Origin of the sequence: Stenotrophomonas rhizophila (genome assembly GCF_007667275.1) — a bacterium.
In the GTDB taxonomy this organism is placed as follows: Bacteria; Pseudomonadota; Gammaproteobacteria; order Xanthomonadales; family Xanthomonadaceae; genus Stenotrophomonas; species Stenotrophomonas maltophilia_AE.
Genome location: NZ_VDQT01000005.1, coordinates 197,323 through 222,406 on the forward strand (window position 1 = coordinate 197,323; position 25,084 = coordinate 222,406).

Genomic DNA, 25,084 nt, shown 5'->3' on the forward strand with positions numbered 1-25,084 from the left:
CAACCATGAGCGCCTCCCTCTCAAGCGAAAGCCCTGGATCGGTGTTGGCGCCGATCCTGGCGAACGACCTCGCTGAGCATTGTCTACGCGCGGTCGGCCCCGGCCGCGTGCGTCTGGTTGGGGATGAGCTTGCCTCGCTCAAGCCGGCGCTGCTCCTGGCAGGCTGTGAGGTGGAGCTGTCCTCGGAAGCGTCGCCTGATGGGTGGCCTGCCGACATGGTGGTGGTCTGGGCGGTCGACCCGGCACAGCGGGACGCCGCGTTGGACGTCAAAGCCTCGTTTCTTGTGCTTGCCGCAGACGCCCAATGGGCAGACGAGCTGCCGACCTGGGGGCAGCAGGCAGGCGCCTGTGGCTGGCAATGGAATCCCGCGACATTCACCCTGCATGCGCCCTCGGAAGAGTTGAGCGTGCTGATGCTGGCAAGAGACGGCGTCACCGTCGCCGATGACGGCGCGCTGTTCGGGGTGAGCTGCCATGGCCTCGCAGCTACACTGGTACGGCCAGGGGACGCAGTACTTGCTCCAGGCGCCGCCGAGGATGGCATCTGGCGCGTGATCCAGCAGCATTCGCGCTGCAGCTGGCTCGGCGTCATCACCGATAGATCGCCCCCACCGGTGGCCGGCCCTGGAATGTTGTGGACGGATCGAGCCGAGTGGGAGCGGTCTCCAAGAGACGTTGATACGGTCATTATCCGACCGTCCTACGATGTGGATGGTGGGCGCTGGGAGCTGGGTGGCTTCGATTCCGTGCTGGTGCGTAGCGGGCGCCTGGTCCTGGTGGTCCCGCTGGTGCCGGGCTGCGACACGGACGTGCACGCGTTGGTCGCGACGGTCGAACGCGCGGGCTTGATCGTCGACCGCGGCTGGTTGCTGGATCCGGCGCGGCCGCTCGGACTCGGCCAATTCGCTGAAGTGCAGCGCAACGTCTCTGGACACCTGCTCCCTGGTGCCGACGAGATGCGCAATGCCGTTGCGATGGTGCTCATGGCGGTCAAGATCGAGGGTCCCGGCATGGCCCAGGATCCGTCGCTGCAGTCACCCAACATCATTGCCTTCCAGCGCGACTACGTCGATGCCAGTGTAGTGCGGCTTATCGTGGTTATCGGGCTGCGTCTGGAGTCGGTCACGGCGCGGAGGTACCTGGCACGGCGCATCATGGCCCAGGCTCCGCCGCGCTCGGCTGACCACGGCGCCGCACTGTGTGTCCTGCTCTATGATCCGGTCGCGCTGGAAGGCCACCATCGACGTGAACTGCTGAACGCAGCGGAACGCTTCATCCGTGCGCCGGCCATCAACGCCACCGCGTTGAGGTGGCAGGTCTCGCTGGCCTTCGTTGCCGGGTCATTGCACCAGCAGGAGGGCGATCTCGCGACGGCTACCGCGTTTTACGAGAAGGTTCTGGAGTTCGATGTGCTGAAGTTCAGCGCATTGCTGGGAACCAAGACTACGACTGCGGCGCTGCGGCTGGGGTGGATCCATTTCGCGAAAGGACGCCTCGCAAGCGCCCGCCAGGCGTGGTTGCAGGGATTCCAGGAAGCACGCAGGCTTGCCGCTGATTCGGAGTGGTCGGAGACGGTGGGGAGCCTTGAGGCTCCCGAAACGTTCGCCATGCCGGAATTCGCTGCGGTCATGGACGAAGCCGGAGCCATTGCCGCCGCGCTCCGACTGACCGCAGAGACGCCGTTGCGGCCGGGGCTGGCCTGGCAATGGGCCAATCGCACCTGGCAGAAGCAGTTGACCGAGGCCCGCGCGGAGCAGCTTCGCCAGGGCACATGGCTGGAGCGGTTGCAGAAGGCCAAGGACTGGCTTGATGGCCAGTACCACAACCAAGGCGCGGAACTCAGCCGGCGCGAAGAAGTGATCCTGGGCCTGGAGTCGGCGCGGCAGGCATTGAGCGAGGACAACGCCGGCATGCGCGCCGCCTTCCGGCTCGCGCATCAACATGCCGTTGCCGAAGCGGCCGCGCTGCAGGATAGGATCCAGCTCGCGCAGGTGGCCCATCAGCAACAGCAGGACGTCCATGAAGAGTTGCGGCGTGAGCATGAGCAGCAGTCAATGGAGCATGCGCGACAGCTGGCCAGGTACGCCCAGTTGTCGTCCGACCATGAACAATTGCTCGCCGCCTACGACGCGCAGAGTGTTCTCTACATGCGCGAGGTCGCGGCGCACCAGCACCTCGTTGCCGCTGCCCAACTGTTGAGCGATAAGACCGGCGTGATAATGGGTCGTGCCTCCGTGGGGGCCGTTCCCGCCGAGTCGATCGCGGAAGAAATGTCCCGGCTGTCGATTGCGCTGGATCGCCTCCCGGCGAAGCCTCTCGTCCGGGTGCTCCTGCGCGCGCTGAGTTCGCTGCTGGGGAAGAAGTGATCAGCCAGGTCCCCGAGCTGACGGCCGTGATTACCTTCCATCGGGAGGGAATCGTCGCGCACGCTGCCCTTTCCAGCTACGCGCTGTCCCGTGCGCGGGCCGAGCGTGCGGGAAGGTCCGTATCGATGGTATTGGTGCTCGATCGTGCTGATGCCGAAACCCGGCGAATCGTGCGTGAGCACCCTGACTTGCTGGGCGATGAAGTCATTGTTGAAGTGTCGGTCGGCGACGCGGCCCTGGCGCGGAACCTGGGCATCGCGCAGGCCCCGGGCACCCATGTGTGTACGCTCGACGGCGACGACCTGATCACCCGGGATTATTTCGAGCGCCATCTGGCGATGGCGCAGAATATGCAGGGGCGCGTCATCCTGCACCCCGAGATTGCCGTCAGTTTTGGCAGGGATGACTTCTTCAGCTGGCAGATCGACCAGCGGAGCATTCGGTTCTCGGAGGATATGCTGATTTCAGTGAATCCATGGGTGAGTGCCGTCTTTGCCCGGCGGGAGGTATTCCTGGAGGTGCCTTACCTCCCCTGCCATCCGCAGCAAACCGGATTTGGATACGAAGACTGGCACTGGAACTGCCAGACCGTAGCGGCGGGATTCAAGCATCTTGCCGTCGCAGGCACAGCGTACTTCTATCGCCTGAAAGAGGTGGGCTCGGTCAACGCCAGCAGTGCCGCGCTCGGCGTGGTCATGCCGCCCAGTGACCTGTTCGGCAGCTGGAGGGCGAGATGATCCGTCGCGTCCTGGCGCTGCGCCGGCGTGTCAGCATCCGCCAACTGCTTCGTGACCCTCGTGCCGAACTTGGGCGGATCCTGGGTTGGTTGGGCCGACGCGTGGAGCGGCTCGGCACGGGGATCGGCTCTCGCGGTTCGGTGATGCCCGCGTGGCTCGATGAAGAAATGGTTGCGCTGGCGGGCGTGGAGCCGCTTCTGCTCGGAGATCACGGCAACACCAGTCGCTACCGGCATTACGCCATCCCGGCGATAGTGCGTCCGGGCGAGCTCTATCGTGCGCTCGTAGCCGAGCTTGCTGAGCCTGGCTACAGCCATGTCATGGTGCTCCCATGGCTCGTGCGGGGTGGGGCCGATAGAGGGGCGCTCTATCACCTCAGAGCGTGGGTCGAAAAGGTGCCCGCAAACGAGATTCTGGTGATTCTCACCGAGCCAGTGGATTCCCCCTGGATTGAACAGGTGCCCGCTGGGGTAAAGGTCCTCCAGTTCGGCCGCCTGGTGGGTGGCATGGGCTTGGATACGCAGGTGCAGCTGTTGACCCGGTTGCTGGTCCAGCTGCAGCCCGCAGTGATCCATAACATCAATTCACGGGTGGCTTGGCATGCGCTCAGCCGGTACGGCCTCGCTCTGCGGCAGCGTTCTCGCTGGTTTGCGTCGCTTTTCTGCGATGACCAGGACGAGAACGGAGTTCCGGTCGGTTATGCGCGCACCTACCTGCGGAGCTGCTACCCACATCTCTGTCGCGTATTCAGCGACAACGCCGTCTATCCCGCTAGATGGACGGCGGAGCTGGGCATTCCCGGTTCCCTGTTCGCGGTAGTCCGCTTCCCCTATGACCGTCCCATTGTCCAGAAGGAAGACCCGTTCGAGTTGCCCGGACATCCAAGGGTGCTCTGGGCAGGTCGGTTCCACCGACAAAAGCGCCCGGATATACTGCTCGCCGTGGCGCTTGCGATGCCCGACGTCCTGTTCGACGTGCATGGAGCCTCGGAGCTGGGGGCTTCCCACCCGGCAATCGGACAGCTGCGCCTGCAGCCCAATGTGATCATGCACGGTCCCTTCGCCCGGTTCGAGGATATTGTCCGGCCGGACCACGCCGCGTATCTTTTCACCACGTCCTGGGAGGGTCTCCCTACGATTCTGCTGGATGCCGCGGCAGCGGGCCTGCCAGTCGTCGCGCCTGGGGTCGGCGGCATCAGCGATATTGTCGATCGATCGGTGCTGGTGGCGGATCCGGACGACGTAGAGGGTTACGTGAAGCAGCTGCGCGCATTGGTGACCGATTCTGAATTGCGTCGGCGCCTGCGGCGACGGCAGTACCTTGCGCTGTCCGAGGGACGGAACTGGGAGGATTTCATCCGCTCAATCAGTACAATGGATTTTTACCTTCCCGGTCCGTGCCAGGCAGACCGGGACACCAGTGAACAAGGAAGCAGAACGTGATTATCGGACGGGGACTGGTGGCGGCGGCTTTCGAGGAACAATGGGCGCATGACGAGGCAACCGTGATCGTTGCCGCCGGTGTTTCAAACTCGGCTGAAACCGAACCTGCCCCCTTTGAACGTGAAGAGCGCATGCTTGCCGAGGTCCTGGATGGCCAGGAGTTCCAGCGCATCGTCTATTTTGGCAGCTGTGCAGTCGGAAACCCGGCAGAGCGCGTGACCCCCTATCTTCGGCACAAGGCGGAGATGGAAAAAAGGATCCTGGCCGACCCCCGTGGCCAGGTGTTCCGCCTGCCGCAGGTAGTGGGCGAGGGTGGAAATCCAAACACGCTGACCAACTTCCTGCGTGCTCGCATCGAGCGCGGCGAGTCGTTCGACGTGTGGGCGCGAGCCCAGCGCAACCTGATCGACATCCAGGACGTGGCGACCCTGGGCACCCATGTCCTCCGCCGTCCGACCGAGTATCCCCGGATGATGTCGCTGGCGGACGTCGTGTCTACCGACATGCCCGAGATCGTCCGCGTCATGGAGCACGTGCTGGGGCGCCGCGGCAATTACCGGGTGCTTGATCTCGGCGTTCCTTTCCCGATCGACACCAGCGACTGTGAGCGAGCGGCTGCCGTATCCGGTGTCCGGCTGGGAAGCGGCTACCTGGGCCGACTGCTGGCCAAGTACTACGGCGAATCCAGCGCTACCCGTTCGCAATGATGAACCGTTGAGGCAGGGCTTGCCGGAGCGGTGCAAAATGCACCGTTCTTCACTCGGTGCGTCTGTGTGCAAGTATTATCAGAGGCGGCCGATATACATTGAATGGAAAAGATGTTTGTAACCTATGAGGAATGGTGGCGAAGCATGAATGCGATCGGGAATGGATCCAGGGAGGGCATCACCCCGCCGTGCCGCAGGAGCGGAGCGTGAGCTTGCCGTCGGTAAGCGCAATCGTGACCTTCCACGGGGAGGGGATCCTTGCCCACACTACGTTGAGGTCGTACACGCTGTCCCGTGCTGTCGCGCGCCGCGAAGGTGTCGACGTCCAGCTGGTCCTGGTCCTCGACCGGGCCGACCCCCAGACCCGTGCATTCGTGGTGACGCATCCCGACCTGGATGGCACCGAAACGATCCTCGAAACCGACGTTGGCGACCCTGCGCTTGCGCGCAACGCCGGGGTGGCCGTGTGTGTGGCCGACTATGTCTGCACGTTGGATGGTGATGATCTTATTTCCACTGGCTATTTCCTCATGCACCTGAAGGAGGCGGCCAACATGGAGGGCCGCTTCGTACTGCATCCCGAAATGGTGCTCAGCTTCGGCATGTACAGCGCGTTCAACTGGCAGGTTGACCAGGCCGGGGCGTACTACGATGAACATGCGCTGCTGACTGTCAACCCCTGGATCAGTGCCGCATTTTCGACCCGCGCGCTGTTCGAATCCATTCCATACGCGGCCTGTCGGCCGCGGCAGACGGGATTCGGATATGAGGACTGGTATTGGAACGCCGAGACCATTGCGCGTGGCGTGGTGCACCGGCTGGCGTGGGGCGCGGCATATTTCTACCGCAGGAAATGGCACGGCTCGTTGAATGAAGACAGCCACGCGATGAAGACGGTGATGCCGCGGACCTCGCTGTTTGCGCTGGGGCTTGGAAAGAACAAGGATTTGAAAAGTGTTTGAACGCTGGTCGCATAATCGCTGGGTCCGGAACCGGTACACGCGAAAGCTGGCGCAGTGGGCGCGACGCATCCTCTCGCTGCTGTCCGGTCGATCCCAAGGGGTCGCGCATGTCCCGTTTGTCGGATCGGCGCCCACGATGCCCGGGTGGCTCCAGGAAGAGCTTTCCCGGATGGCAGCAATCGAGCCTGAGCTGCTGCCGGGCGGAGTGAGTGTGGATCACTACGCCTTCTATTCCGTACCCATGGACGGCCGACCAGGTCGGGCGTATTCCACCTTGGCCGATGATGTTGGTGGCCATCCCTACACGCATGTGTTGCTGATCCCCTGGCTGAAGCAGGGCGGAGCGGATCGGGGCATTCTCTATCATGCCAAGGCGATCGCGGAGAGCAGTCCGGATGCACGGATACTGGTACTTTCCACCGAAAACTCCGCATCGCCGTGGGCCGAGCGGCTGCCGCCCCAGGCGCGGCACGTGGATTTCGCACAACATGTAGCAGGGCTGGACTTCGGTCACCAGGTTGCGGTCATGGTGCGACTGCTGGTGCAGCTGCAGGCACCGTTGATCCACCTGATCAATTCCCGCGTTGGATGGGAGGCGGTGCTTCGCCACGGTCTGGCACTCAAGCAGCACTCGCGGCTGGTCGCGTCTCTCTTCTGCGACGACTACGATCTGCGTATGAATCCGGTCGGATACGCCCGAGACTACCTCCGCTACTGCTATCCCTCGTTGTCGGCAGTGATCTGCGACAATTCACGTTATCCCCGCATCTGGTCGCGTGAGCTGGGCGTTCCCGCATCCGTGTTCAAGGTGGTTCCCTTCCCCTATGACGGCGAGACACCGCAGGTCCCCGTCACTCCGTTGTCGGAGAACGACGCCGATCGTGTGCTCTGGGCCGGACGACTGGATCGGCAGAAGCGGCCCGACGTGTTGGCGGCCATCGCCGCGGAGATGCCCCACGTACACTTCGACGTATTCGGATCGCCCGTCATGTCCGGCGCCGCCCAGCAGGATCTGGGCTCCCTTCGTTCACTCGCCAACGTTACGTTGCACGGGGAATTCCAGAGGCTGGAGGCGGTCGCGAGTGGCGCGCATTTCGCTTATCTCCATACCACTGCGTGGGAAGGAACGCCGACAATACTGTTTGATGTCGCTGCGGCGCGGCTGCCGATCTGCGCGCCGGCGGTAGGCGGGATCGCGGACTTCATTGCGGTGGAAGACCTGGTCGAAAGCCCGTCGGACATCGATGCATTCGTAAGCCGGCTGGAGGAGCTCAGGAAATCGCCGGAGCTGCGCCATGCGGTGGTGGGAAGACAGGTCGAATCGCTCGCGGCCAACCGCTCGTGGGAGGGTTTCACTGCGCGTCTGGCAGAGTTGGGCATGCTCGCACGCATGCCCGGCTGATCCGGATCAAGGCGATCGCTGGTGGCGGAAAACCCACAGGTTCATCAGCGCGAATACGATGACTGGAACCATCACGGCAGAGAATGCGATGCCGAATCGGTAATCCACGCCCATGACCTCGACCAGCGCCATGCCGCCTACCGATAGCGACAGGTTCAGGATGTGGACCATCGCGAAACGCCCCGACTCGTGGCGCACGTTGCCCTGCGAGTCGAAGGTGAAGTAACGGTGCGCGATGAAATTCGGCGGAATCAGCACCAGATAGGCCAGGCCGGCGGCCCACGTTGGACGCAGCCCGGCCTTCTCAACGCATAGCCACGTCAGTGCGGCATAGAGCAGCGTGCTTGTACCTCCCACGACGCCAAAGCGAACCAGCTTCCACAGCAGGTTGCGAGTGGCCGCGCGACGATCAGGGGGTGCGGTCATCAGTGCTTTCCCGGATCGAATACTGGCAGGGCGAAGTCAAATTCAGCAGGATGCGACCGGCGTACTCGCCGATGGCGCCCAGCGCCACCAACTGAACCCCACCCATGATCAGAATGGTCACGATGAGCGACGACCATCCGACGGCGACCTCCGGGTGCGTCAACTTGTGCGCCACGATAAGTAATGCAAACAGGAAGCCTGCACCTGACACCAGAAGCCCTGCCATGGAAACCAGGCGGAGGGGGGCGATGGAGAAGCTGGTCGCCATCTTGAGCCAGAGCGAAATCGACTTTCGCAGGCTGTAGCCCGAAGTCCCCTCGCTGCGCGCGTGGTGGCCGACGATCTTGCTGGTGATTCGCGAAGTGCTGGAGAGGATCAGGCCATCCAGGTATATGGCGGGCCCGGAGAACTTCACGACCTCTGCAAGGACGCCGCGCGTGAAGGCGCGAAACGGCGAGAGATACAGGCCCGGCGGCTTCTGCAGCAGCCACGTCGCGACACGGTCGTTGAATCGGCTGCCGGCAATTTTCCAGGCGGCATGCTTGCGGCCCTGGAAGGCGCCGTAGCAGACGTCATATCCGCCCTTCAACGCATCAACCAGCACAGGAATATCGGACGGGGAATGCTGCAGGTCGTCATCCATCGTCACGATTACGCGGCCACGTGCCTGGCGCAAACCCGCGAAGATCGCCATGTGCTGGCCCACATTCTTGCGAAGATTGAAGGCCCTGACCCACGGATGCGCGGCCGCGAGACTGCGCGCGACCTCCCAGGAACCATCCGGGCTGTTGTCATTCACCAGGATGAGTTCAAGGCGGTAAACGTTCCCCAACTGCTGATCGATCGCCTCGACCAGTGCCGGGAGGATCGGTTCACTCCGGTACACCGGGACGACGATTGACAGGTCCAACAGGTCCTGTTCTGCGGGAAGGGCGGTGCTGTCCATGACGGCGGTCTCTATTCCGGTGGGCGTTGTGTCGCGCATATACTACCCGCCGGACGGGGCCTTCGGTGGCCCCATCGCCCGCACTCCCAGCTGCTCCCCGGCCAGCCAGGCCGCAACCCGGATAACGCTCCCGACATGCCTACCCTCACCACTCCTGCCTGGCAGGAAAAATTCACGCGGCAGGACGGCAACTGGAGCGTGTATTTTGCGATCATTCTGGTTGGAATGTTTGCGATCGGACAGCTGGTCACGCCCTTCATCGCACACGATGACTTCGACTGGCTCAACTTCCAGTTCGACCAGGGATTCGAGACGCCGTGGAGCAAGACATTCTCCGAGGGGCGCTGGCTGAATTTTCCCTGGTCATTTATTTCCCACTACTTGAGCATCCGCGGGGCAGTGGTGCTTCATCTGGTCACTTATAGTGGCCTGGTCTGGCTCATGGCACGCCTCCTGTCGGGAAGGCGCAGCGTCATTGCCGCGTTGTTGCTGTTTGTCGCCCCGATGGCGGCCGAATCCTCGCTATGGCCGGTGACGCAGGTGACCGGGGCGTTTATTTCCCTGGTGGCGTGCTGGGGCATGCTGCAGTCCACCCGCGAGCGGGATCGTTTGACCTGGCTGGCAGGCGGCGTGTTCCTGGGATACCTCTGTTATCCCTCGTTCGGTCCCGTTTTGATGCTGCTGGCCGCGACGCGCATTGTCGATGCGAAATCAGCGGTTCGTCTTGCCATCGTGTACGTCTCGGTTTTCATCGTGGCTGTGCTTTTCGTGTTCCTGCTCAATGCCATTTTCCATGGCGCCTTCACGATCCAGCCGTCGGGCTGGCGTGGCGCCACTCCACTGCTGAAGGACGGCACGCTTTCTGGGAACGTTGAGCGCTACCTGGCCTACTATCGCCAACTGGCCACGCTGTGGCCCGTGTTTGTGGTTTCGGCCGTGGGGTACGCCATCTGCATCTGGCGCGGCACCCGGCGCCTCCAGTGCGCCTGCATGCTGGCACTTGGTGTGATGCTGCTTTGCATGGACGCGGCGCTCTCGATCATCTCCGGCCTTGAGCTCTGGCTGCGTGCGTCGCTCTGGATGTGGATCGTGCTCTGTGCCCCGATTGTGTTCCTGATCGGCAGCGCGGGGAGGCAGCAGATCATGGGGGTGGTGCTGGCATTGCCGCTCCTCGCGATAGGCGCGACCGCGTGGTCCAACATGTTCCAGAACGTGCGTCATGCCTTCCCGGCCGCGCAGACCCTCGCCAACGAGGTAGCAATTGCCCAGGCCGGTTATGCCGGTGCTTACGATGCCGTGGTGCTGTACGGGGATGTGCACGACAGTGCGCTGTTGCGGCACCTGCACAGTAACCGTGCGCTGCGGAATCTGCTGTTCAAGGAATATGGCTGGTATACCACGCCATGTTCGCCCGAACTTTGCGGCAAGATTGAATCTGAACTGGCTGGGCGCCAGGAGTTGCCCCGATGGCTGGTGGTGGATCGCACCTTCGTAATCATCGTTTCCAGAAACCGGGGTGATCTTTATTAGCCCTGGTGCTGGGCTCTGCCCGTAGCGCCGCACGAAAAAGGGCCGGGCACATCGCCCAGCCCTTGATGATGCTCCGCAGGCGCCTTAAAGAGCGGCTTCCAGCTCCGGCAACAGCGTGAACAGATCGCCCACCAGCCCGATATCGGCGATCTCGAAGATTGGCGAATCGGGGTCCTTGTTGATTGCCACGATGGTGCCGGCGTCCTTGATCCCGGTCAGGTGCTGGATGGCACCGCTGATGCCCACCGCCACGTACAGTTCAGGCGCGATGATCTTGCCGGTCTGGCCCACCTGCAGGTCGCTGGGCACGTAGCCGGCGTCCACCGCGGCGCGCGAAGCGCCCACGGCGGCACCCAGCTTGTCGGCCAGCTGGAAGATCACCTTGAAGTTCTCTTCCGAACCGACGCCACGGCCACCGGACACCACGCGCTTGGCGCTCTGCAGGTCCGGGCGGTCGGTGGCACCGGCGGCCAGGCCGACGAAGCGGGTGTGCGCGGGCAGGGCGGCGTCCACGCTGGCGGCTTCGATCGGGGCGCTGCCGCCCTTGGCTGCTTCCGGCCAGGACGCCGCACGCACGGTGGCGACCACGATCTGGTCGGCCGGGACGTCGACGGTGATGATGGCATTGCCGGCGTAGATCGGGCGCTTGAAGCTGTGGCTGCCTTCAACGCTCATCAGGTCAGAGACCTGGTTGACCCCGAGCAGGGCCGCCACGCACGGCATCAGATCCTTGCCGAAGGTGGTCGAGGGGCCGAACACGTGGGTGTAGCCCTTGGCCAGCTGCGCGATCTGCGGGGCCAGCACCTGCGCCAGCGCCTGGGCGTTGGCGGCGTTGGCCACGGTCAGGACCTTGGCCACGCCGGCCAGTTCGGCGGCCTGGGCGGCCACGGCCGCCGGGTCCGCAGCCAGCACCAGCACGTCGATGCTGGCGCCGCTGATGGCAGCGGCCGCGCTCACGGTCTTGGCGGTGGCGGCGTTGATCTTGCCGTCGTGGTGCTCGGCAACAACGAGGATCTTGGTCATTACAGCAACCCCTTCTGCTTGAGTGCGGCGACCAATTCGGCCGCGTCCTTGACCATCACGCCCTTGCTGCGCTTGGATGGCGCCGCATAGTGGGTGGTCGTGAAGGTATCGGCGGCTTCAACCCCGAGGTCGGCCAGCTGCAGGGTCTCCAGCGGCTTGGCCTTGGCCTTCATGATGTCGGGCAGCTTGATGAAACGCGGCTCGTTCAGGCGCAGGTCGGTGGTGACCACGGCCGGCAGGTCCACTTCCAGCGTTTCCAGGCCGGCGTCGACCTCGCGGGTCACCGTGGCTTTGCCGTCGGCAATCTCCAGCTTGCTGGCGAAGGTCGCCTGCGGGCGGCCCCACAGCGTGGCCAGCATCTGGCCGGTCTGGTTGGCGTCGTCGTCGATCGCCTGCTTGCCCAGGATCACCAGGTCGGGCTGTTCCTTTTCGACCAGCTTGAGCAGGGTGCGCGCGGCGGTCAGCGGCTGGATGGCCTGGTCGGTAACCACGTGGATGGCGCGGTTGGCGCCCATGGCCAAGCCGTTGCGCAGGTGCGCCTGGGCGTCGGCCGGAGCGATGGTAGCGACCACAACCTCGGTGGCTATGCCCTTGTCACGCAGGCGCAGGGCTTCTTCCAGCGCGATTTCGTCGAAGGGGTTGGGGGACAGCTTGACGCCGTCGGTGACCACGCCGGACCCGTCCGGCTTGACCTGAATGCGGACGTTGTAGTCCACCACGCGCTTGTACGCGACGAGGATTTTCATCTGGTGCGGAATCCTTGAATAACGGGGAACGTCCGGTTCCGGAACGGCAACCGGTTCGGGGGGTGGGATCACGATTCTAGCCGGTGACGGCCTTCCGTGCGAATGCGTATGGTGGCGTCGCGGGCTACGCCGTCAGGGGCCGCAACGCGGCTTTTCCGGAGAAGTCCGGGCGTAGACATTGCCGCCGAAGGTGCCGTAGGAAACAGCCTCATTCACCGGAACGGTCCCCACCAGGCGATACAAGCCGGACCCGGAAACCACTTTCTCGATCAGGGCTGCCCCCGGCCACTCAGTTCGCGTCGTCGTCATGATCACGTCCGGCGGGCAGGCCGCCAGCGCGCGTGACAGCCTGTCGCCGTCCATGCCCATGTCTATCAATGCCAACGTCAGATCGCTCAGCTCGGCCGACGCCGGTACCCGGCCAGTCAGCGGAAACAAGGTAAACATGAAGCCACTGACGCTCAGCGTTGATCCGGGTGCGGATGCCCCTTCAATGAGGTCTGCTGCAATCAGATAGTTCGACGCTTGATGTGCTTCCTGACTCCATCCGCCCTGGCCCGTATGGACAGCGTCGGCAGCAGCCTGGCGCACTGTCTTCATCTGCCATGAGACCTGCGGCTGGAAGAACAGGTAGGCCGCTCCGCCCGCCAATGCCATGAGCACGATCGACAGGCTCCTGGATGAAACGAGGCGCCACGCCAGCGCGCACAGTCCAGCCAGACCCGGCAGAGCCGAGGCAAAGTGGTAGGGAAAACCGATCTTCATGATTGGCTCGATGAGCGGTACTACCGCTACGGCGAGCCAGAAGGCGGCTCGACCCCTGGCCCCCCGCTCCCCACCGCGCGCGCCGGCAAGCATCAGCGCAACCAGAGCAACCGAGGCAAGGCCGAGCGGGACCATGGATGCTTTGGCCCATGTCGAAACAGCATTCACGAACAGCGTGAAGCGTTGGTCCTGGACCGCGCTGAACATGGTGCCCGCATCCAGATACGCTGCGATGAAACCGGGCAGGCTTCCCCGCAGGAGCAACACGGGAATGAGTACAACGACAGCCGTTGCGATTCCCCCGGCGGCCACTGCGGCTGCGGACCTTCGTCCGAATCTCACCCATGCGGCGCCAACGGCGAGGATGGAGAAACCCGCGAACGGCTCCCGGATCAGGATCCCAAGGGCTACCAGGCAGCCCACCAGAAACAACCTGCGCTCACCCGGTCGATCCTGGCCCTGCATCAGGATCACCGAGAGCATCAGCGGGACATAGGCCAGGAAGATACTGTTTCGATACCCGTTCTGGACGAAGGCTGCCCAGTTCATCGTGAGCAGGAAAATCACCGAAAGAAGCGCGGCAAACCACACGCTGCGTGATTCACGGCGCAGCATGGTGTAGAACAGCGCGCCGGCCACGGTGGCAACTACCAAGTCGATCAATCGCAAAACCACGAACGGATTGGCCGGTAGATCAAAAACCCAGGCTGTCAGCAGCGGGTAAAGCATCAGGTACCCGTCTGCCGGTAGCCCACTTCCCTGTGAAAGCGCAGCTGCAATCCGCATGGAGAAATAGGCGTAGTAACCCTCATCGGTTGTCGGCAGGGCGGAAAGTCCTGCAACCCGTGGAAGCACAACGCTCAGCGTTACCACCAACAATGCTGCCACCACGGCTTGCCAGCGAAGCCCGGCCGACTGTGGGACCGGGGCTGAAGAACGTTCCAATTCATCTCTCCTGAAAATCGACGGGCTCACCAGCACGGTGCGCGGCGGGGAAGGGCGGTGGAGCTTAGCAAGTGGTTGCCCCGCCCGCCCAATCCCGGAGCTTTTGCGCCGCATGGCAACGGAACCGTACGTTTTAGCGCTAATTGGTATGGTTCTTGTGACGTCAGCCCTCTATCCAGGGTTCATGCAAAGGAGGCAGCGACGTTGGGCCTCGTTGTATCCTGTGCAATTGAGCGGGGAATGGACTTGTATTCCCCCAGGCAGCCCATTTCTGAAGGAGAACAGGTAGTGCCCACATGGCTTGTCACCGGCGGTGCCGGATTCATTGGCGGTAACTTTGTACTGGAAGCCGTCGCCAAGGGCGTACGCGTCATCAACCTCGACGCGTTGACCTACGCAGGCAACCTCAAGACGCTGGCTCCGCTGGAGGGTAATCCGGATCACGTGTTCGTTCACGGCGACATCGGGGACCGGGAGCTGGTCGCTCGCCTGCTGGCCGAGCACAAGCCGGACGCCGTGCTGAACTTCGCCGCGGAAAGTCACGTGGACCGCTCAATCGATGGTCCCGGTGCCTTCATCCAGACCAATGTGGTCGGCACCCTGGGCCTCCTTGAGGCCGTGCGCGACTACTGGAAGGCGCTGCCGGCCGAAAAGGGCCTGGCCTTCCGCTTCCTGCATGTGTCCACCGACGAGGTGTACGGCACCTTGGGCGAGACCGGCAAGTTCAGCGAAACCACCCCGTACGCGCCCAATTCACCCTACTCGGCATCCAAGGCCGCGTCGGATCACCTGGTGCGCGCGTTCCACCATACCTACGGGCTGCCGGTGCTGACCACCAACTGCTCCAACAACTATGGCCCGTATCACTTCCCGGAGAAGCTCATTCCGCTGGTGATCGCCAAGGCGCTGGCCGGCGAACCGCTGCCTGTCTACGGCGACGGTAAGCAGGTCCGCGACTGGCTGTTCGTGTCCGACCACTGTGAAGCGATCCGGACCGTGCTGGCGAAGGGCCAGGTTGGCGAGACCTACAACGTGGGCGGCAACTCCGAGAAGGAAAACATCGAAGTCGTGCACTCGATCTGCGCGCTGCTCGATGCCCGCCGCCCTCGTGAGGATGGCCAGCCGCGCAGCAGCCAGATCACCTACGTCGCCGACCGCCCCGGGCATGACCGCCGCTACGCGATTGATGCGTCCAAGCTCAAGGACCATCTGGGCTGGGAACCGAAGTACACCTTCGACCAGGGCATTGCCTTCACCGTCGACTGGTACCTGGACAACCAGGAATGGGTCAACGGCGTGCTGGATGGCAGCTACCGGCTGCAGCGCATCGGCACCTCGGCCTGAGACAGGAAACCAGACATGACCCAGCGTAAAGGCATCATTCTCGCCGGTGGATCGGGCACGCGGCTGTATCCGATCACCAAGGGCGTCAGCAAGCAGTTGCTGCCGGTGTATGACAAGCCGATGATCTATTACCCGCTCAGCGTGCTGATGCTGGCCGGGATCCGCGATGTGCTGATCATCAACACGCCACACGAACAAGCGCTGTTCCAGACACTGCTGGGAGACGGCTCGCAGTGGGGCATGAACATCGAGTACGCGGTCCAGCCAAGCCCGGACGGGCTTGCCCAGGCTTACCTGATCGGCCGCGACTTCGTCGGCGGCAAGCCGAGCTGCCTGGTATTGGGCGACAACATTTTCCATGGCCATGGCCTGCGTGAAGTGTTGCGCAATGCCGATGAGCGCGATACCGGCGCCACCGTGTTCGGATACTGGGTGAATGATCCGGAGCGTTACGGTGTGGCTGAGTTCGACAAGAATGGCAAAGTGGTCGATCTTGTCGAAAAGCCGGCCAAGCCGCGTTCGAACTACGCTGTCACCGGCCTGTACTTCTACGATGGCAACGCCAGTGACTACGCTGCGGAGCTGAAGCCCTCGCCGCGCGGCGAGCTGGAAATCACCGACCTCAACCAGCGTTACCTGCGTGAAGGGAATCTGCACCTGGAAGCACTGGGGCGCGGCTACGCGTGGCTGGACACCGGCACGCACCAGTCATTGCTTGAAGCCTCCAACTTCATCGAGACCATCCAGACCCGTCAGGGCCTGCAGGTGTGCTGCCCGGAAGAAATCGCATTCGGCCGCGGCTGGATCAACGCCGAGCAGCTGGAAGCACTGGCCGCACCCTTGATAAAGAACGGTTACGGGCAGTACCTGCACACCCTTGCGCAGCGCGGTATCGTTCCTTGAAACTCGTTCCCACCACGCTCCCCGGCTGCCTGGTGATTGAACCTGCCGTGTTCGGCGATTCCCGTGGTTTCTTCTTCGAAACCTGGAACGCCGAACGCTTCGCTGAGAATGGGCTGCCCAGGCAATTCGTACAAAGCAACGTGTCGAGCTCTGCCAAGGGCGTGCTGCGTGGGTTGCACTACCAGTGGCCTCGCCCGCAGGGAAAGCTGGTAAGTGTGCTGGAAGGCGAGGTTTATGACGTCGCGGTTGATATCCGCCGGGGGTCGCCGACCTTCGGCAGATGGGCGTCGGTAGTGCTGAGTGCCGAGAACAAGAAGCAGTTCTGGATCCCTGAAGGATTCGCGCACGGGTTCGCGGTGTTGTCCGAGCGTGCCCTTTTCAATTATCTGTGCACGGACGTGTACGTGAAGGAATCGGACGCCGGCATTCGTTGGAATGATGCCGACATCGCGGTGGACTGGCCGATCAGTGTCCCGACGCTGTCGGCCAAGGATGAGGCGGCTCCGTTCCTCCGGGACATTGCCGAAGATCGACTGCCGGTTTACCTGCCTTGAACCCTGCTCCCAGCGTCATCGTGTTCGGCGCCAACGGCCAGCTGGGTTGGGAGCTGATTCGGGCTTTGCGTCGGCAGGCGGAGGTAGTGGCGACCACGCGCACGGGTCGCCTCCCTGATGGGGCGCACTGTGAAGTCGGCGACTTCGACGACACGGCTGCGCTCGTAGCTCTGCTGGACCGCATCCGTCCTGATTGGGTGGTCAATGCGGCGGCTTATACCGCCGTGGATCGCGCCGAGGAAGATCACGACGCTGCCTGGCGTGCCAACGCCGAAGCGCCGGATGTCATCGCCCGTTGGTGTGCTGCGGCGGGCGTACCACTGGTGCATTACTCCACCGACTACGTATTCGACGGGCAGGGCTCGCGGCCGTATCGCGAAGACGATGCCACCGCGCCGCTGGGCGTGTACGGAGCCAGCAAGCTGGCCGGTGAGGACGCCATCCGGGCAGCCGGCGGGCGCCACCTGATCTTCCGCACTGCGTGGGTCTACGCCTCGCACAGTTCCAACTTCCTGCGCACCATGCTGCGTGTTGGCGCTGAACGCGATGTCCTGCGCGTGGTCGCCGACCAGGTGGGCACGCCGACGCCAGCGGCGTTGATTGCCGACGTGACGGCGCAGGTGTTGCAGCATCCGGGGCAGCTGTGCGGAACCTGGCATCTGACCCCCCACGGCGAAACCAGCTGGCACGGCTTCGCCGAAGCCATCTTTGCCGAGGCGGTCGCGGCGGGCAAGCTTGCCCGCGCCCCAAAGGTCGAAGCAATTACCACCGCCGAGTACCCGACCCCAGCGAAGCGCCCGGCATATTCTCATCTGGACGTGACAAAACTGGAGTCCGATTTCGGAATCGCCCTGCCAGATTGGCGGACAGGGTTGCAGCGCGTAATTGCAGAGATCTGAATAAGAAAACCCGGCTTGAAGCCGGGTTTTTTTCCACGCATCAGCGATCATTCAACTGCGCCCGTACGTATCCTCGAACCGCACGATGTCGTCCTCGCCCAGATAGCTGCCGGATTGCACCTCGATCAGCTCCAGTGGCAGCTTGCCCGGGTTGCGCAGCCGATGGGTTACGCCCAGCGGAATGTAGGTGCTCTGGTTTTCGCCCAGCAGGATCACCTCGTCACCACGAGTAACCTCGGCGGTGCCGCTGACCACCACCCAGTGTTCGGCGCGGTGGTGGTGCATCTGCAGACTGAGCGTGCCGCCCGGCTTGACCGTGATCCGCTTGACCTGGAACCGCTCGCCGTTGTCGATCGAGTCGTATGCACCCCACGGGCGGTACACCTTACGGTGCCAGGTGGCCTCCGGCCGCGCATCGGCCTTCAACCGCGCCACTACCTGCTTGATTTCCTGCATGCGGTCGCTGCGGCCGACCATCACTGCGTCGTCGGTCTCGACCACGATCACGTCATCCAGCCCCACCAGCGCGATCAGGCGCTCGCCGTAGGCGTAGGTATTGCGGCAATCGATCGCGATGACATCGCCGTGGTGGGCGTTGCCATCGGCATCCTGCGCTGACACGTCGCGCAGTGCGGTCCATGAACCCACGTCGTTCCAGCCGGCATCCAGCGGCACCACCACGGCGTCGGCGGTCTTCTCCATCACCGCGTAGTCGATGGAGTCGGCCGGCACTCCGGCAAAAGCGTCCTTGTCCAGTCGGGTGAAGTCCGCATCGCGTCGGGCCAGCTGCCACGCATTGCGGCTGGCTGCCAGCATCTCCGGCTGGAACAGTTCCAGTTCGGACAGGTAGCGCGACGCCTTGAACAGGAACATGCCGCTGTTCCAGAAGTATTCGCCGGACTGGACATACTGCTGGGCCGTTTCCGCGTCCGGCTTCTCGACGAACCGGTCGACCGCGCGCACCGCACCGCCCGAAGAGGCCTTGATGTAGCCATAGCCGGTCTCGGGCCCGGTCGGCACGATGCCGAACGTGACCAGCTTGCCTTCCTTCGCGGCAGGCAGGGCGCTCAGCACCGCCGCGCGGAATGCCGCTTCATCGGCGATCACATGGTCCGACGGCAGCACCAGCAGCACCGGGTCGCCGTCTTCCAGGGTGGCTTCCAGTGCTGCCACGGCGATGGCCGGCGCGGTGTTGCGGCCGACCGGCTCCAGCAGGATGGCCTGTGGTTCCACGCCCAGCTGCTGCAGCTGTTCGGCGGCAACAAACCGGTGCTCCTCGTTGGCCACCACCAGCGGTGCCCGCCCGGCAATCGGCGCCACCCGCTGCCAAGTGGCCTGCAGCATGGTCTGCTCGCCGGCCAGGGCCAGGAACTGCTTCGGGTAGGCCTCGCGCGACAGCGGCCACAGCCGCGTGCCGGAACCGCCAGACAGGATGACCGGAAGGATGTCGTTCATCAGGCTGTGCCTCAGGATGCCTTGAGCAGCTGGGAGATTTCATCGGTGCGCTGCTGCAGCAGTGCCGCATCGCCCCGCGATTCCACGTTCAGGCGCAGCAGCGGCTCGGTGTTGGAGCTGCGCAGGTTGAAGCGCCACTGGCCGAAATCCGCGCTGATGCCGTCGGTGTGATCCAGGGTAGGGGCGTAGGAAGCAAAGTGTTCCATCACCCGCGCCACCGCCAGCTTGGCGTCGCTGACCTTGAAGTTGATCTCGCCGCTGCACGGGAACTTCTGCATGCGTTCTTCGACCAGTTCGGCCAGCGAGAGCCCGGTCTCCGAAACCAGCGCGGCGATCAGCAGCCACGGAATCATGCCGGAGTCGGCGTAGGCGAATTCGCGGAAATAATGGTGCGCGCTCATCTCGCCGCCGTAAACGGCGTCTTCGGCGCGCATCTTTTCCTTGATGAAGGCATGGCCGCTCTTGCACAGCACGGCCTGGCCGCCGGCGTCTTCCACCATCTCCACGGTGTTCCACAGCAGGCGCGGGTCGTGGACCACCTTCCCGCCCGGCTGGCGGGCCAGGATCGCCTTGGCGAGCAGGCCGACCAGGTAATAGCCTTCGATGAAGCGGCCGGTGTGGTCGAAGAAGAAGCAGCGGTCGAAGTCGCCGTCCCAGGCAATGCCGAAGTCCGCACCGTGTTCGAGCACGGCCTGTGCGGTGAGCTCACGGTTTTCGATCAGCAGCGGGTTGGGAATGCCGTTCGGGAAGCTGCCGTCCGGTTCGTGGGCGATGCGCACGAACTCGAACGGCAGGTGCGGGGCCAGCAGGTCGACGATGGTGCCGGCGCCGCCGTTGCCGGCGTTGACCACCAGCTTCAGCGGCTTGAGGGCCGCGCGGTCGACATAGCTCAGCAGGTGCTCGATGTACGCGGTCTTGTCCGGATGCGACTGGATGCCGCCGATCGGCGCGGCGGGGGCCGCCGTGTCGGCCTCGACCGCATCGGAGATCGCGAACAGGCCGGTGTCCGAGCTGATCGGGCGGGCCTGCTGCTTGACCAGCTTCATCCCGTTGTAGTCCATCGGGTTGTGGCTGGCGGTAACCATCACCCCGCCGGCCGCCTTCAGGTGATCGACCTGGAAGTAGACCTCCTCGGTACCGCACAGGCCGATGTCCAGCACCTCGCGCCCGGCGCCACGCAGGCCGGCGGCCAGCGCGTCCTGCAGGGCGGGGCTGGTAAGGCGCACATCGTGGCCCACGACCACCGTGCCCGGCTCGAGCTGGGCTGCCAGCGCCACGCCGATCTTCCGTGCCAGGTTTTCGTTCAGCTCGTCCGGCACGCGGCCGCGGATGTCATACGCCTTGAATGCGGGGAGGGTCATCGGGGGTCCTTTCTGAAGTCAGTAAGCGAGTTTAGCCGCTGTCATGTATGGGAAGCGTTTTCAGTCGGGGGCGTTGCCGGCAATGGCTACAATGGGCCCTTACATCAACGAGGTGAGGGCGTAGATGAGCAAGTCCCCAGACAACGGCGGCCGGCGCGGCAAGCGCTACGCCAGCGCCGCCGAAGCGCTGCAGGGCGCGGTGGCCGATGGCCAGACCCTGGCGGTCGGTGGGTTCGGCCTGTGTGGCATCCCCGAGGCGTTGATCGCCGCGCTGCGCGACACCGGGGTCAAGGACCTCACGGTGATCTCCAACAATGCCGGCGTGGACGGTTTCGGCTTGGGCCAGCTGCTGGAAACCCGCCAGATCAAAAAGATGATTTCGTCCTACGTGGGCGAGAACAAGGAATTCGAACGCCAGTACCTGGCCGGTGAGCTGGAGCTGGAGTTCAACCCGCAGGGCACCTTGGCCGAGCGCCTGCGCGCCGGCGGTGCCGGCATCCCGGCCTTCTTCACCGCCACCGGCTACGGCACGGTGGTGGCCGAAGGCAAGGAAACCCGCGAATTCGACGGCAAGCACTACGTGATGGAAACCGCGCTGCGCGCGGACGTGGCGCTGGTCAAGGCGTGGAAGGCCGACGAAGCCGGCAACCTGGTGTTCCGCAAGACCGCGCGCAACTTCAACCCGGCCTGCGCGATGGCCGGCAGGCTGTGCGTGGTGGAAGTGGAAGAGGTGGTGCCGGTGGGCAGCATCGACCCGGACCAGGTGCACCTGCCGGGCATCTACGTGCACCGCATCGTGCACAACCCCACTCCCGAGAAGCGGATCGAACAGCGCACCGTGCGTGCGGAGGGCAACTGAGATGGCATGGACCCGCGATGAAATGGCGCAGCGCGCCGCCCGCGAGCTCACCGACGGCGCCTACGTGAACCTGGGCATCGGCCTGCCGACCCTGGTCGCCAACCACATTCCCGAAGGCGTGGATGTGTGGCTGCAGTCCGAGAACGGCCTGCTCGGCATCGGCCCGTTCCCGACCGAGGCCGAAGTGGATGCGGACCTGATCAACGCCGGCAAGCAGACCGTCACCGCACGTGCGGGCGCCAGCTACTTCGGCAGCCACGACAGCTTCGCGATGATCCGCGGCGGCCACGTGAACCTGGCCATCCTTGGCGCGATGCAGGTCACCGACAAGGGCGACCTGGCCAACTGGATGGTGCCCGGCAAGATGGTCAAGGGCATGGGCGGTGCAATGGACCTGGTGGCCGGCGTGCAGCGCGTGGTGGTGCTGATGGAGCACACCGCCAAGAATGGGGAGCACAAAATCCTGCCCGAATGCACCTTGCCGCTGACCGGCGTGGGCGTGGTGGATCGGATCATCACCGACCTGGCGGTGTTCGACGTCACCGAGGCCGGGCTGAAGCTGGTGGAAGCAGCGCCCGGCGTGGAAAGGGACGAGCTGGCGGAAAAAACCGGGGTCGCCTTCAGCTGACCTGCGTCAGCCTGCCGGCGCACGCCGGCAGGCTGCACTCAGTGCAGGAGGTCGTCCGCGTGGCGCACGCGTCCGCCCGCGTGGCGCACCACGGCCGGAATGAGCGCGGTGACCGCATTGCCCGCCTCGTCTGCGCCCATACCCGCATGCGTGGCGAACAGCGAGCGTGGCAGGTGCGCATCCAGCAGCGGTCGCAGTGCTGACAGTCGCACCCAGAACGACGTACCAAGGGCGAAGTCTTCGTCGGCAGTGTGGTCCACCGCAAGTCCGATCCGGGCGCGCAGGGCGCCTCGCGCGCGCGCTGGGATGGGGAGCGGCGCGTGTTCCGATCGCGCATGAAGCACCAGGCCGAGCTCCGGCTCGCTGGAAAATGCGCTGAAAATGCGGGTCAAGGCGGCGGCGTCTGGCAAGACGGATCCGGCAGCCGGCGTCAGCAGCACCTGTTCGCCCTCCGAGTAGAGAAGCTCGGTAGTCTCCAGGAACGACAGGGCAGCGTCCTGCCGCTCGTCGATGACCCGGATATCCACCGCGACCCGTTGGTCCCCTTCGCGCTGCGTTGCCTGCTCCACGGCAGCACGCAGTCCTGCGGGCGTGGTGACCACAACGCGCCAGGGCAACCCGGTGCTGCGCAACGCGGCCAGCTGATCGCCCAGGTTGTCGCTGTCGATTGCCTGCAGTATCACGCACGGTCGGGCAGGCGACTGTGGCGCCTTGGGGACGACCAATGCCTGCCGGGTCGCTTCCAGCCACGCATGCCCCAGCCGCATGTCCGGTTCCAGCACCGCGCCTTCGGCCCATTCGTTCCACGCGTTGATGAAGACCAGCCGTTCGGCCGCAGGCACCGCGGACAGGCGCTGGTGGATCGTGGTCGACAGCCAGTCGCGGTAGCCGCGCGGCGACGCATGCAGGAACACGCGACCCTTGCCGGATCGCCGCGCCTCGTTGTCCCAGCCCGGATTGACTCCCGGGTACAACGGATAGTCGGGCAGCGGGCGCGCGGCCATTTCGCTGGCCAGCTCGCGCCAGTCGCGCACGTCGCCTGCGAAGTCGGGATTGATCAGGTACTGGTCGGCGGTCAGCGAGCGCGGATTGCTCATGTTCGGCGGGAACTCCACCGCGGCATCGAAGCCGATGTCGCGTGGGTCGGGCCGCTCGAAGCCCTGCACATAGGCCAGGTGGATCTCGCCGATGTCGTGCTCGCGGCACCACTGCCGCCAGCGCTGCGCGGTGGCACGCGCATCCGGGAACAGGTGCGGGCGATAGACCAGCAGCATGGGCTTGCCATCGACCTTGAGCGCACGCCGGTCGCGCAGGTAATCGGCGACATGGGCAATGAAGGCCAGGTCGTCCTCGGCGCTGTGCTGCTGCGCGATCAGGATGTCGTCGTTGCGCCCATCCCAGCGCCGCGCCCAGTTCTCGTTGGCCCAGCACAGGCAGAACGGCATCTCGATGCTGTCATCGGCCAGCCACTGGCGGAGCGGGTCTTCCATCAGCGTGGTGCCGCTGAACCAGTAGTAGTAGAAGCAGAACGCGCCAACGCCGTACTCGCGCGCCAGGGTCGCCTGGTCGCGCATCACCTGCGGATTGCGCAGGTCATAGAAACCCAGGTCGGCCGGCAGCCGCGGCTGCACGTGGCCCTCGAACTGGGGCAGGGCGCGCGCGACGTTGCGCCATTCGGTGAAACCCTTGCCCCACCAGGCATCGTTCTGCGCAAACGGGTGGAACTGCGGCAGGTAGAACGCCACCAGGGTGGCCGGCAGCGGCTCCGGCAGCGCTTCGCTGCGGTAGGGCACGTGGCCGATGGCCGCTTCGTCGGCGCGCACCAGCGGGCGGCGGGCGGTCCCGGAGAGGTCGCCTGCCACGCGTCCGCGGGCCGGCGGCGGTACCCAGTCGCCGTGCTTGTCCAGGAAGCGCGCGCGCAGCCGGTCGCGTTGCCCGTCTGAGAGTGGCAGCGCCCGGAAGCCGGTACGCAGCGCCAGGTAAACCGCTGCGCGCAGGCGGCCCTTGAGGGTGGTCATGGACGGCGGACCCCGGTCAGGGCGAACGCGGCAACGGGCATGGGGGCTCCAACACAGCGGTAATGTCGGTCATTCTCGGCGTTTGCCGGTGCAGCGGCAAATGGAGCGTATAGACCATCAGGCGTCCCATGCCCGGTAGAGCGACGCCCTGCGTCGCTGAACCCATCACCGCCCGGAATGCACCCGCACCTGTCGTCGCCTCACCGGCCGGAGCTGTACTGCCACCTCGGGCTCCGCCGCACGCAGCAGGATGGCGCCGTCATACATTTCCACGGTCAGCCGGGTGCCAGGCGCGATGCCGGCATCGGCCATCCACAGGCCACGCAGTTTGATGCAGGGAACAAGCGGGTCGCCGGGCTGGGGCGGCTGGTCCTTGTGGATGAGCGAGCCGACCAGCACGCGCTTGGGCTTGTGCCAGCCGAGGCTGTGGCGGCGGGCGGTACTGACGGGCGCATCGTTGTCATGGGAATGCATGGTGGCTCTCCAAGGTGCATCCCTCGCCGGGATGGCGAGGGGAGTCGGGAGGTTGAAAGCCGTGCTACTGCAGACGGTGCGACGTATTCCCCTCGAAGGGGTTTTTTATTCCGTCACCCTCCCGACGTAGGAGGACCAATATGCAGCAGCGGAGCTTTCAAACTCTCGGGCACACCATGCGAACCGGGTGACAATACCTCCAGTTGTTTGTTCCTGTTGATGTGCGGATTCCATTTGGCGCCATCAATGGGTGTGTCGTTACAGGCTAGGAAAGCGCCAGGACGCGTTGCGCGGTAACGGTATCTGGAAGTGGAATGAAGTTGGCAGTTGATCGTTTTGGGCGCAATTTTCATGAGGTCGCCGCGGATTGCGAGATGGCGGTTCTGGCATCAATTTTTCTGCATCGCGCGGTGAGGGTGTGGCTTCGATCAGTTGTCCATGCGTTACCGGGCGTTGGGGGTTTCCGTGCGGTCGTCTGGGGACCGACCCTACCGGTGCCCGGTCCTGGGCAGTGTCGGGTGCAATGCTAGAATTTCCGGCTTGTCTGGACCTGGAACGCTGCTGTGATCACACCCGGGAAGGGAACCCCCTC

Annotated in this window: 22 protein-coding genes; 13 read left to right on the forward strand and 9 right to left on the reverse strand. The window is 64.2% G+C overall.

Annotated elements, in window-relative coordinates; translation table 11 throughout:
- The first annotated feature begins 5 nt into the window (after nt 1-5).
- The 6 genes from FSZ13_RS16125 (at nt 6) to FSZ13_RS16150 (ending at nt 7,616) form a co-directional block, all read left to right on the forward strand.
- Nucleotides 6-2,366 (forward strand): hypothetical protein, encoded by a 2,361-nt coding sequence (locus FSZ13_RS16125; RefSeq protein ID WP_145481440.1) that lies wholly within the window; start codon nt 6-8, stop codon nt 2,364-2,366.
- Nucleotides 2,363-3,103: a glycosyltransferase gene (locus tag FSZ13_RS16130; RefSeq protein WP_145481441.1), complete on the forward strand. Its 741-nt coding sequence runs from the start codon at nt 2,363-2,365 to the stop codon at nt 3,101-3,103. Before FSZ13_RS16125 ends, FSZ13_RS16130 begins: the two co-directional genes overlap by 4 nt.
- Entirely contained in the window at nt 3,100-4,545 is a 1,446-nt protein-coding gene (locus tag FSZ13_RS16135) for a glycosyltransferase family 4 protein (protein ID WP_145481442.1), read from the forward strand. The genes FSZ13_RS16130 and FSZ13_RS16135 overlap by 4 nt, the downstream gene beginning before the upstream one ends.
- Nucleotides 4,542-5,252 carry an NAD-dependent epimerase/dehydratase family protein gene (locus tag FSZ13_RS16140; protein ID WP_145481443.1) on the forward strand — a complete coding sequence of 237 codons (711 nt, stop codon included), beginning with the start codon at nt 4,542-4,544 and terminating at the stop codon, nt 5,250-5,252. The genes FSZ13_RS16135 and FSZ13_RS16140 overlap by 4 nt, the downstream gene beginning before the upstream one ends.
- A 206-nt stretch (nt 5,253-5,458) precedes the next feature.
- Nucleotides 5,459-6,214 carry a glycosyltransferase family 2 protein gene (locus FSZ13_RS16145; protein WP_186308969.1) on the forward strand — a complete coding sequence of 252 codons (756 nt, stop codon included), beginning with the start codon at nt 5,459-5,461 and terminating at the stop codon, nt 6,212-6,214.
- Nucleotides 6,207-7,616 carry a glycosyltransferase family 4 protein gene (locus tag FSZ13_RS16150; RefSeq protein ID WP_145481445.1) on the forward strand — a complete coding sequence of 470 codons (1,410 nt, stop codon included), beginning with the start codon at nt 6,207-6,209 and terminating at the stop codon, nt 7,614-7,616. Before FSZ13_RS16145 ends, FSZ13_RS16150 begins: the two co-directional genes overlap by 8 nt.
- A 6-nt stretch (nt 7,617-7,622) precedes the next feature.
- On the opposite strand, the gene FSZ13_RS16155 is transcribed toward FSZ13_RS16150, so the two are convergent.
- The gene (locus FSZ13_RS16155; protein ID WP_145481446.1) at nt 7,623-8,042 is read right to left on the reverse strand and encodes a GtrA family protein; all 420 of its coding nucleotides are present in this window, start codon (nt 8,040-8,042) and stop codon (nt 7,623-7,625) included.
- The gene (locus tag FSZ13_RS16160; RefSeq protein WP_145481447.1) at nt 8,026-8,988 is read right to left on the reverse strand and encodes a glycosyltransferase family 2 protein; all 963 of its coding nucleotides are present in this window, start codon (nt 8,986-8,988) and stop codon (nt 8,026-8,028) included. The genes FSZ13_RS16155 and FSZ13_RS16160 overlap by 17 nt, the downstream gene beginning before the upstream one ends.
- A 135-nt stretch (nt 8,989-9,123) precedes the next feature.
- Between FSZ13_RS16160 and FSZ13_RS16165 the strand changes: the two genes are divergently transcribed.
- Nucleotides 9,124-10,518 (forward strand): glycosyltransferase family 39 protein, encoded by a 1,395-nt coding sequence (locus tag FSZ13_RS16165; protein WP_145481448.1) that lies wholly within the window; start codon nt 9,124-9,126, stop codon nt 10,516-10,518.
- 84 nt (nt 10,519-10,602) lie between these two features.
- Here the strand turns inward: FSZ13_RS16165 and FSZ13_RS16170 are convergent, their stop codons facing one another.
- The 3 genes from FSZ13_RS16170 to FSZ13_RS16180 all read right to left on the reverse strand — a co-directional run bounded on the left by FSZ13_RS16170 (nt 10,603) and on the right by FSZ13_RS16180 (nt 13,997).
- A complete protein-coding gene (locus FSZ13_RS16170; RefSeq protein ID WP_145481449.1) occupies nt 10,603-11,541 on the reverse strand; it encodes an electron transfer flavoprotein subunit alpha/FixB family protein in 939 nt (312 codons plus the stop codon).
- The gene (locus FSZ13_RS16175; RefSeq protein ID WP_145481450.1) at nt 11,541-12,287 is read right to left on the reverse strand and encodes an electron transfer flavoprotein subunit beta/FixA family protein; all 747 of its coding nucleotides are present in this window, start codon (nt 12,285-12,287) and stop codon (nt 11,541-11,543) included. The genes FSZ13_RS16170 and FSZ13_RS16175 overlap by 1 nt, the downstream gene beginning before the upstream one ends.
- Before the next feature lie 132 nt (nt 12,288-12,419).
- Nucleotides 12,420-13,997 (reverse strand): hypothetical protein, encoded by a 1,578-nt coding sequence (locus tag FSZ13_RS16180; protein WP_145481451.1) that lies wholly within the window; start codon nt 13,995-13,997, stop codon nt 12,420-12,422.
- A 288-nt stretch (nt 13,998-14,285) separates the two neighbouring features.
- Here FSZ13_RS16180 and rfbB point away from each other — a divergent pair, with 288 nt between their 5' ends.
- Genes rfbB through rfbD form a run of 4 tightly spaced genes read left to right on the forward strand, consistent with a single transcriptional unit; the run spans nt 14,286 to nt 17,697 of the window.
- Complete coding sequence (gene rfbB / locus FSZ13_RS16185; protein WP_145481452.1) at nt 14,286-15,341, forward strand: dTDP-glucose 4,6-dehydratase; 1,056 nt, start codon at nt 14,286-14,288, stop codon at nt 15,339-15,341.
- 15 nt (nt 15,342-15,356) lie between these two features.
- Complete coding sequence (gene rfbA / locus FSZ13_RS16190; RefSeq protein WP_145481453.1) at nt 15,357-16,244, forward strand: glucose-1-phosphate thymidylyltransferase RfbA; 888 nt, start codon at nt 15,357-15,359, stop codon at nt 16,242-16,244.
- Entirely contained in the window at nt 16,241-16,798 is a 558-nt protein-coding gene (gene rfbC / locus FSZ13_RS16195) for a dTDP-4-dehydrorhamnose 3,5-epimerase (protein WP_145481454.1), read from the forward strand. Before rfbA ends, rfbC begins: the two co-directional genes overlap by 4 nt.
- Nucleotides 16,795-17,697, forward strand: coding sequence for a dTDP-4-dehydrorhamnose reductase (rfbD, locus tag FSZ13_RS16200; RefSeq protein ID WP_145481455.1), 903 nt, complete (start codon nt 16,795-16,797; stop codon nt 17,695-17,697). The genes rfbC and rfbD overlap by 4 nt, the downstream gene beginning before the upstream one ends.
- A 51-nt stretch (nt 17,698-17,748) precedes the next feature.
- On the opposite strand, the gene FSZ13_RS16205 is transcribed toward rfbD, so the two are convergent.
- Nucleotides 17,749-19,152 (reverse strand): mannose-1-phosphate guanylyltransferase/mannose-6-phosphate isomerase, encoded by a 1,404-nt coding sequence (locus FSZ13_RS16205; protein ID WP_145481456.1) that lies wholly within the window; start codon nt 19,150-19,152, stop codon nt 17,749-17,751.
- Between the two features lie 11 nt (nt 19,153-19,163).
- Nucleotides 19,164-20,513 carry a phosphomannomutase gene (locus tag FSZ13_RS16210; RefSeq protein ID WP_145481457.1) on the reverse strand — a complete coding sequence of 450 codons (1,350 nt, stop codon included), beginning with the start codon at nt 20,511-20,513 and terminating at the stop codon, nt 19,164-19,166.
- Between the two features lie 124 nt (nt 20,514-20,637).
- Between FSZ13_RS16210 and FSZ13_RS16215 the strand changes: the two genes are divergently transcribed.
- Together FSZ13_RS16215 and FSZ13_RS16220 are read left to right on the forward strand one after the other, a co-directional pair.
- Entirely contained in the window at nt 20,638-21,372 is a 735-nt protein-coding gene (locus tag FSZ13_RS16215; protein ID WP_145481458.1) for a CoA transferase subunit A, read from the forward strand.
- Between the two features lies 1 nt (nt 21,373).
- Nucleotides 21,374-22,000, forward strand: a complete 627-nt coding sequence (locus FSZ13_RS16220) for a CoA transferase subunit B (RefSeq protein WP_145481459.1) — start codon at nt 21,374-21,376, stop codon at nt 21,998-22,000.
- Nucleotides 22,001-22,038: 38 nt separating this feature from the next.
- On the opposite strand, the gene FSZ13_RS16225 is transcribed toward FSZ13_RS16220, so the two are convergent.
- Together FSZ13_RS16225 and FSZ13_RS16230 are read right to left on the reverse strand one after the other, a co-directional pair.
- Nucleotides 22,039-24,018, reverse strand: a complete 1,980-nt coding sequence (locus FSZ13_RS16225) for a glycoside hydrolase family 99-like domain-containing protein (RefSeq protein ID WP_145481460.1) — start codon at nt 24,016-24,018, stop codon at nt 22,039-22,041.
- Between the two features lie 165 nt (nt 24,019-24,183).
- A complete protein-coding gene (locus FSZ13_RS16230) occupies nt 24,184-24,492 on the reverse strand; it encodes a type I addiction module toxin, SymE family (protein ID WP_145481461.1) in 309 nt (102 codons plus the stop codon).
- Between the last annotated feature and the right edge of the window lie 592 nt (nt 24,493-25,084).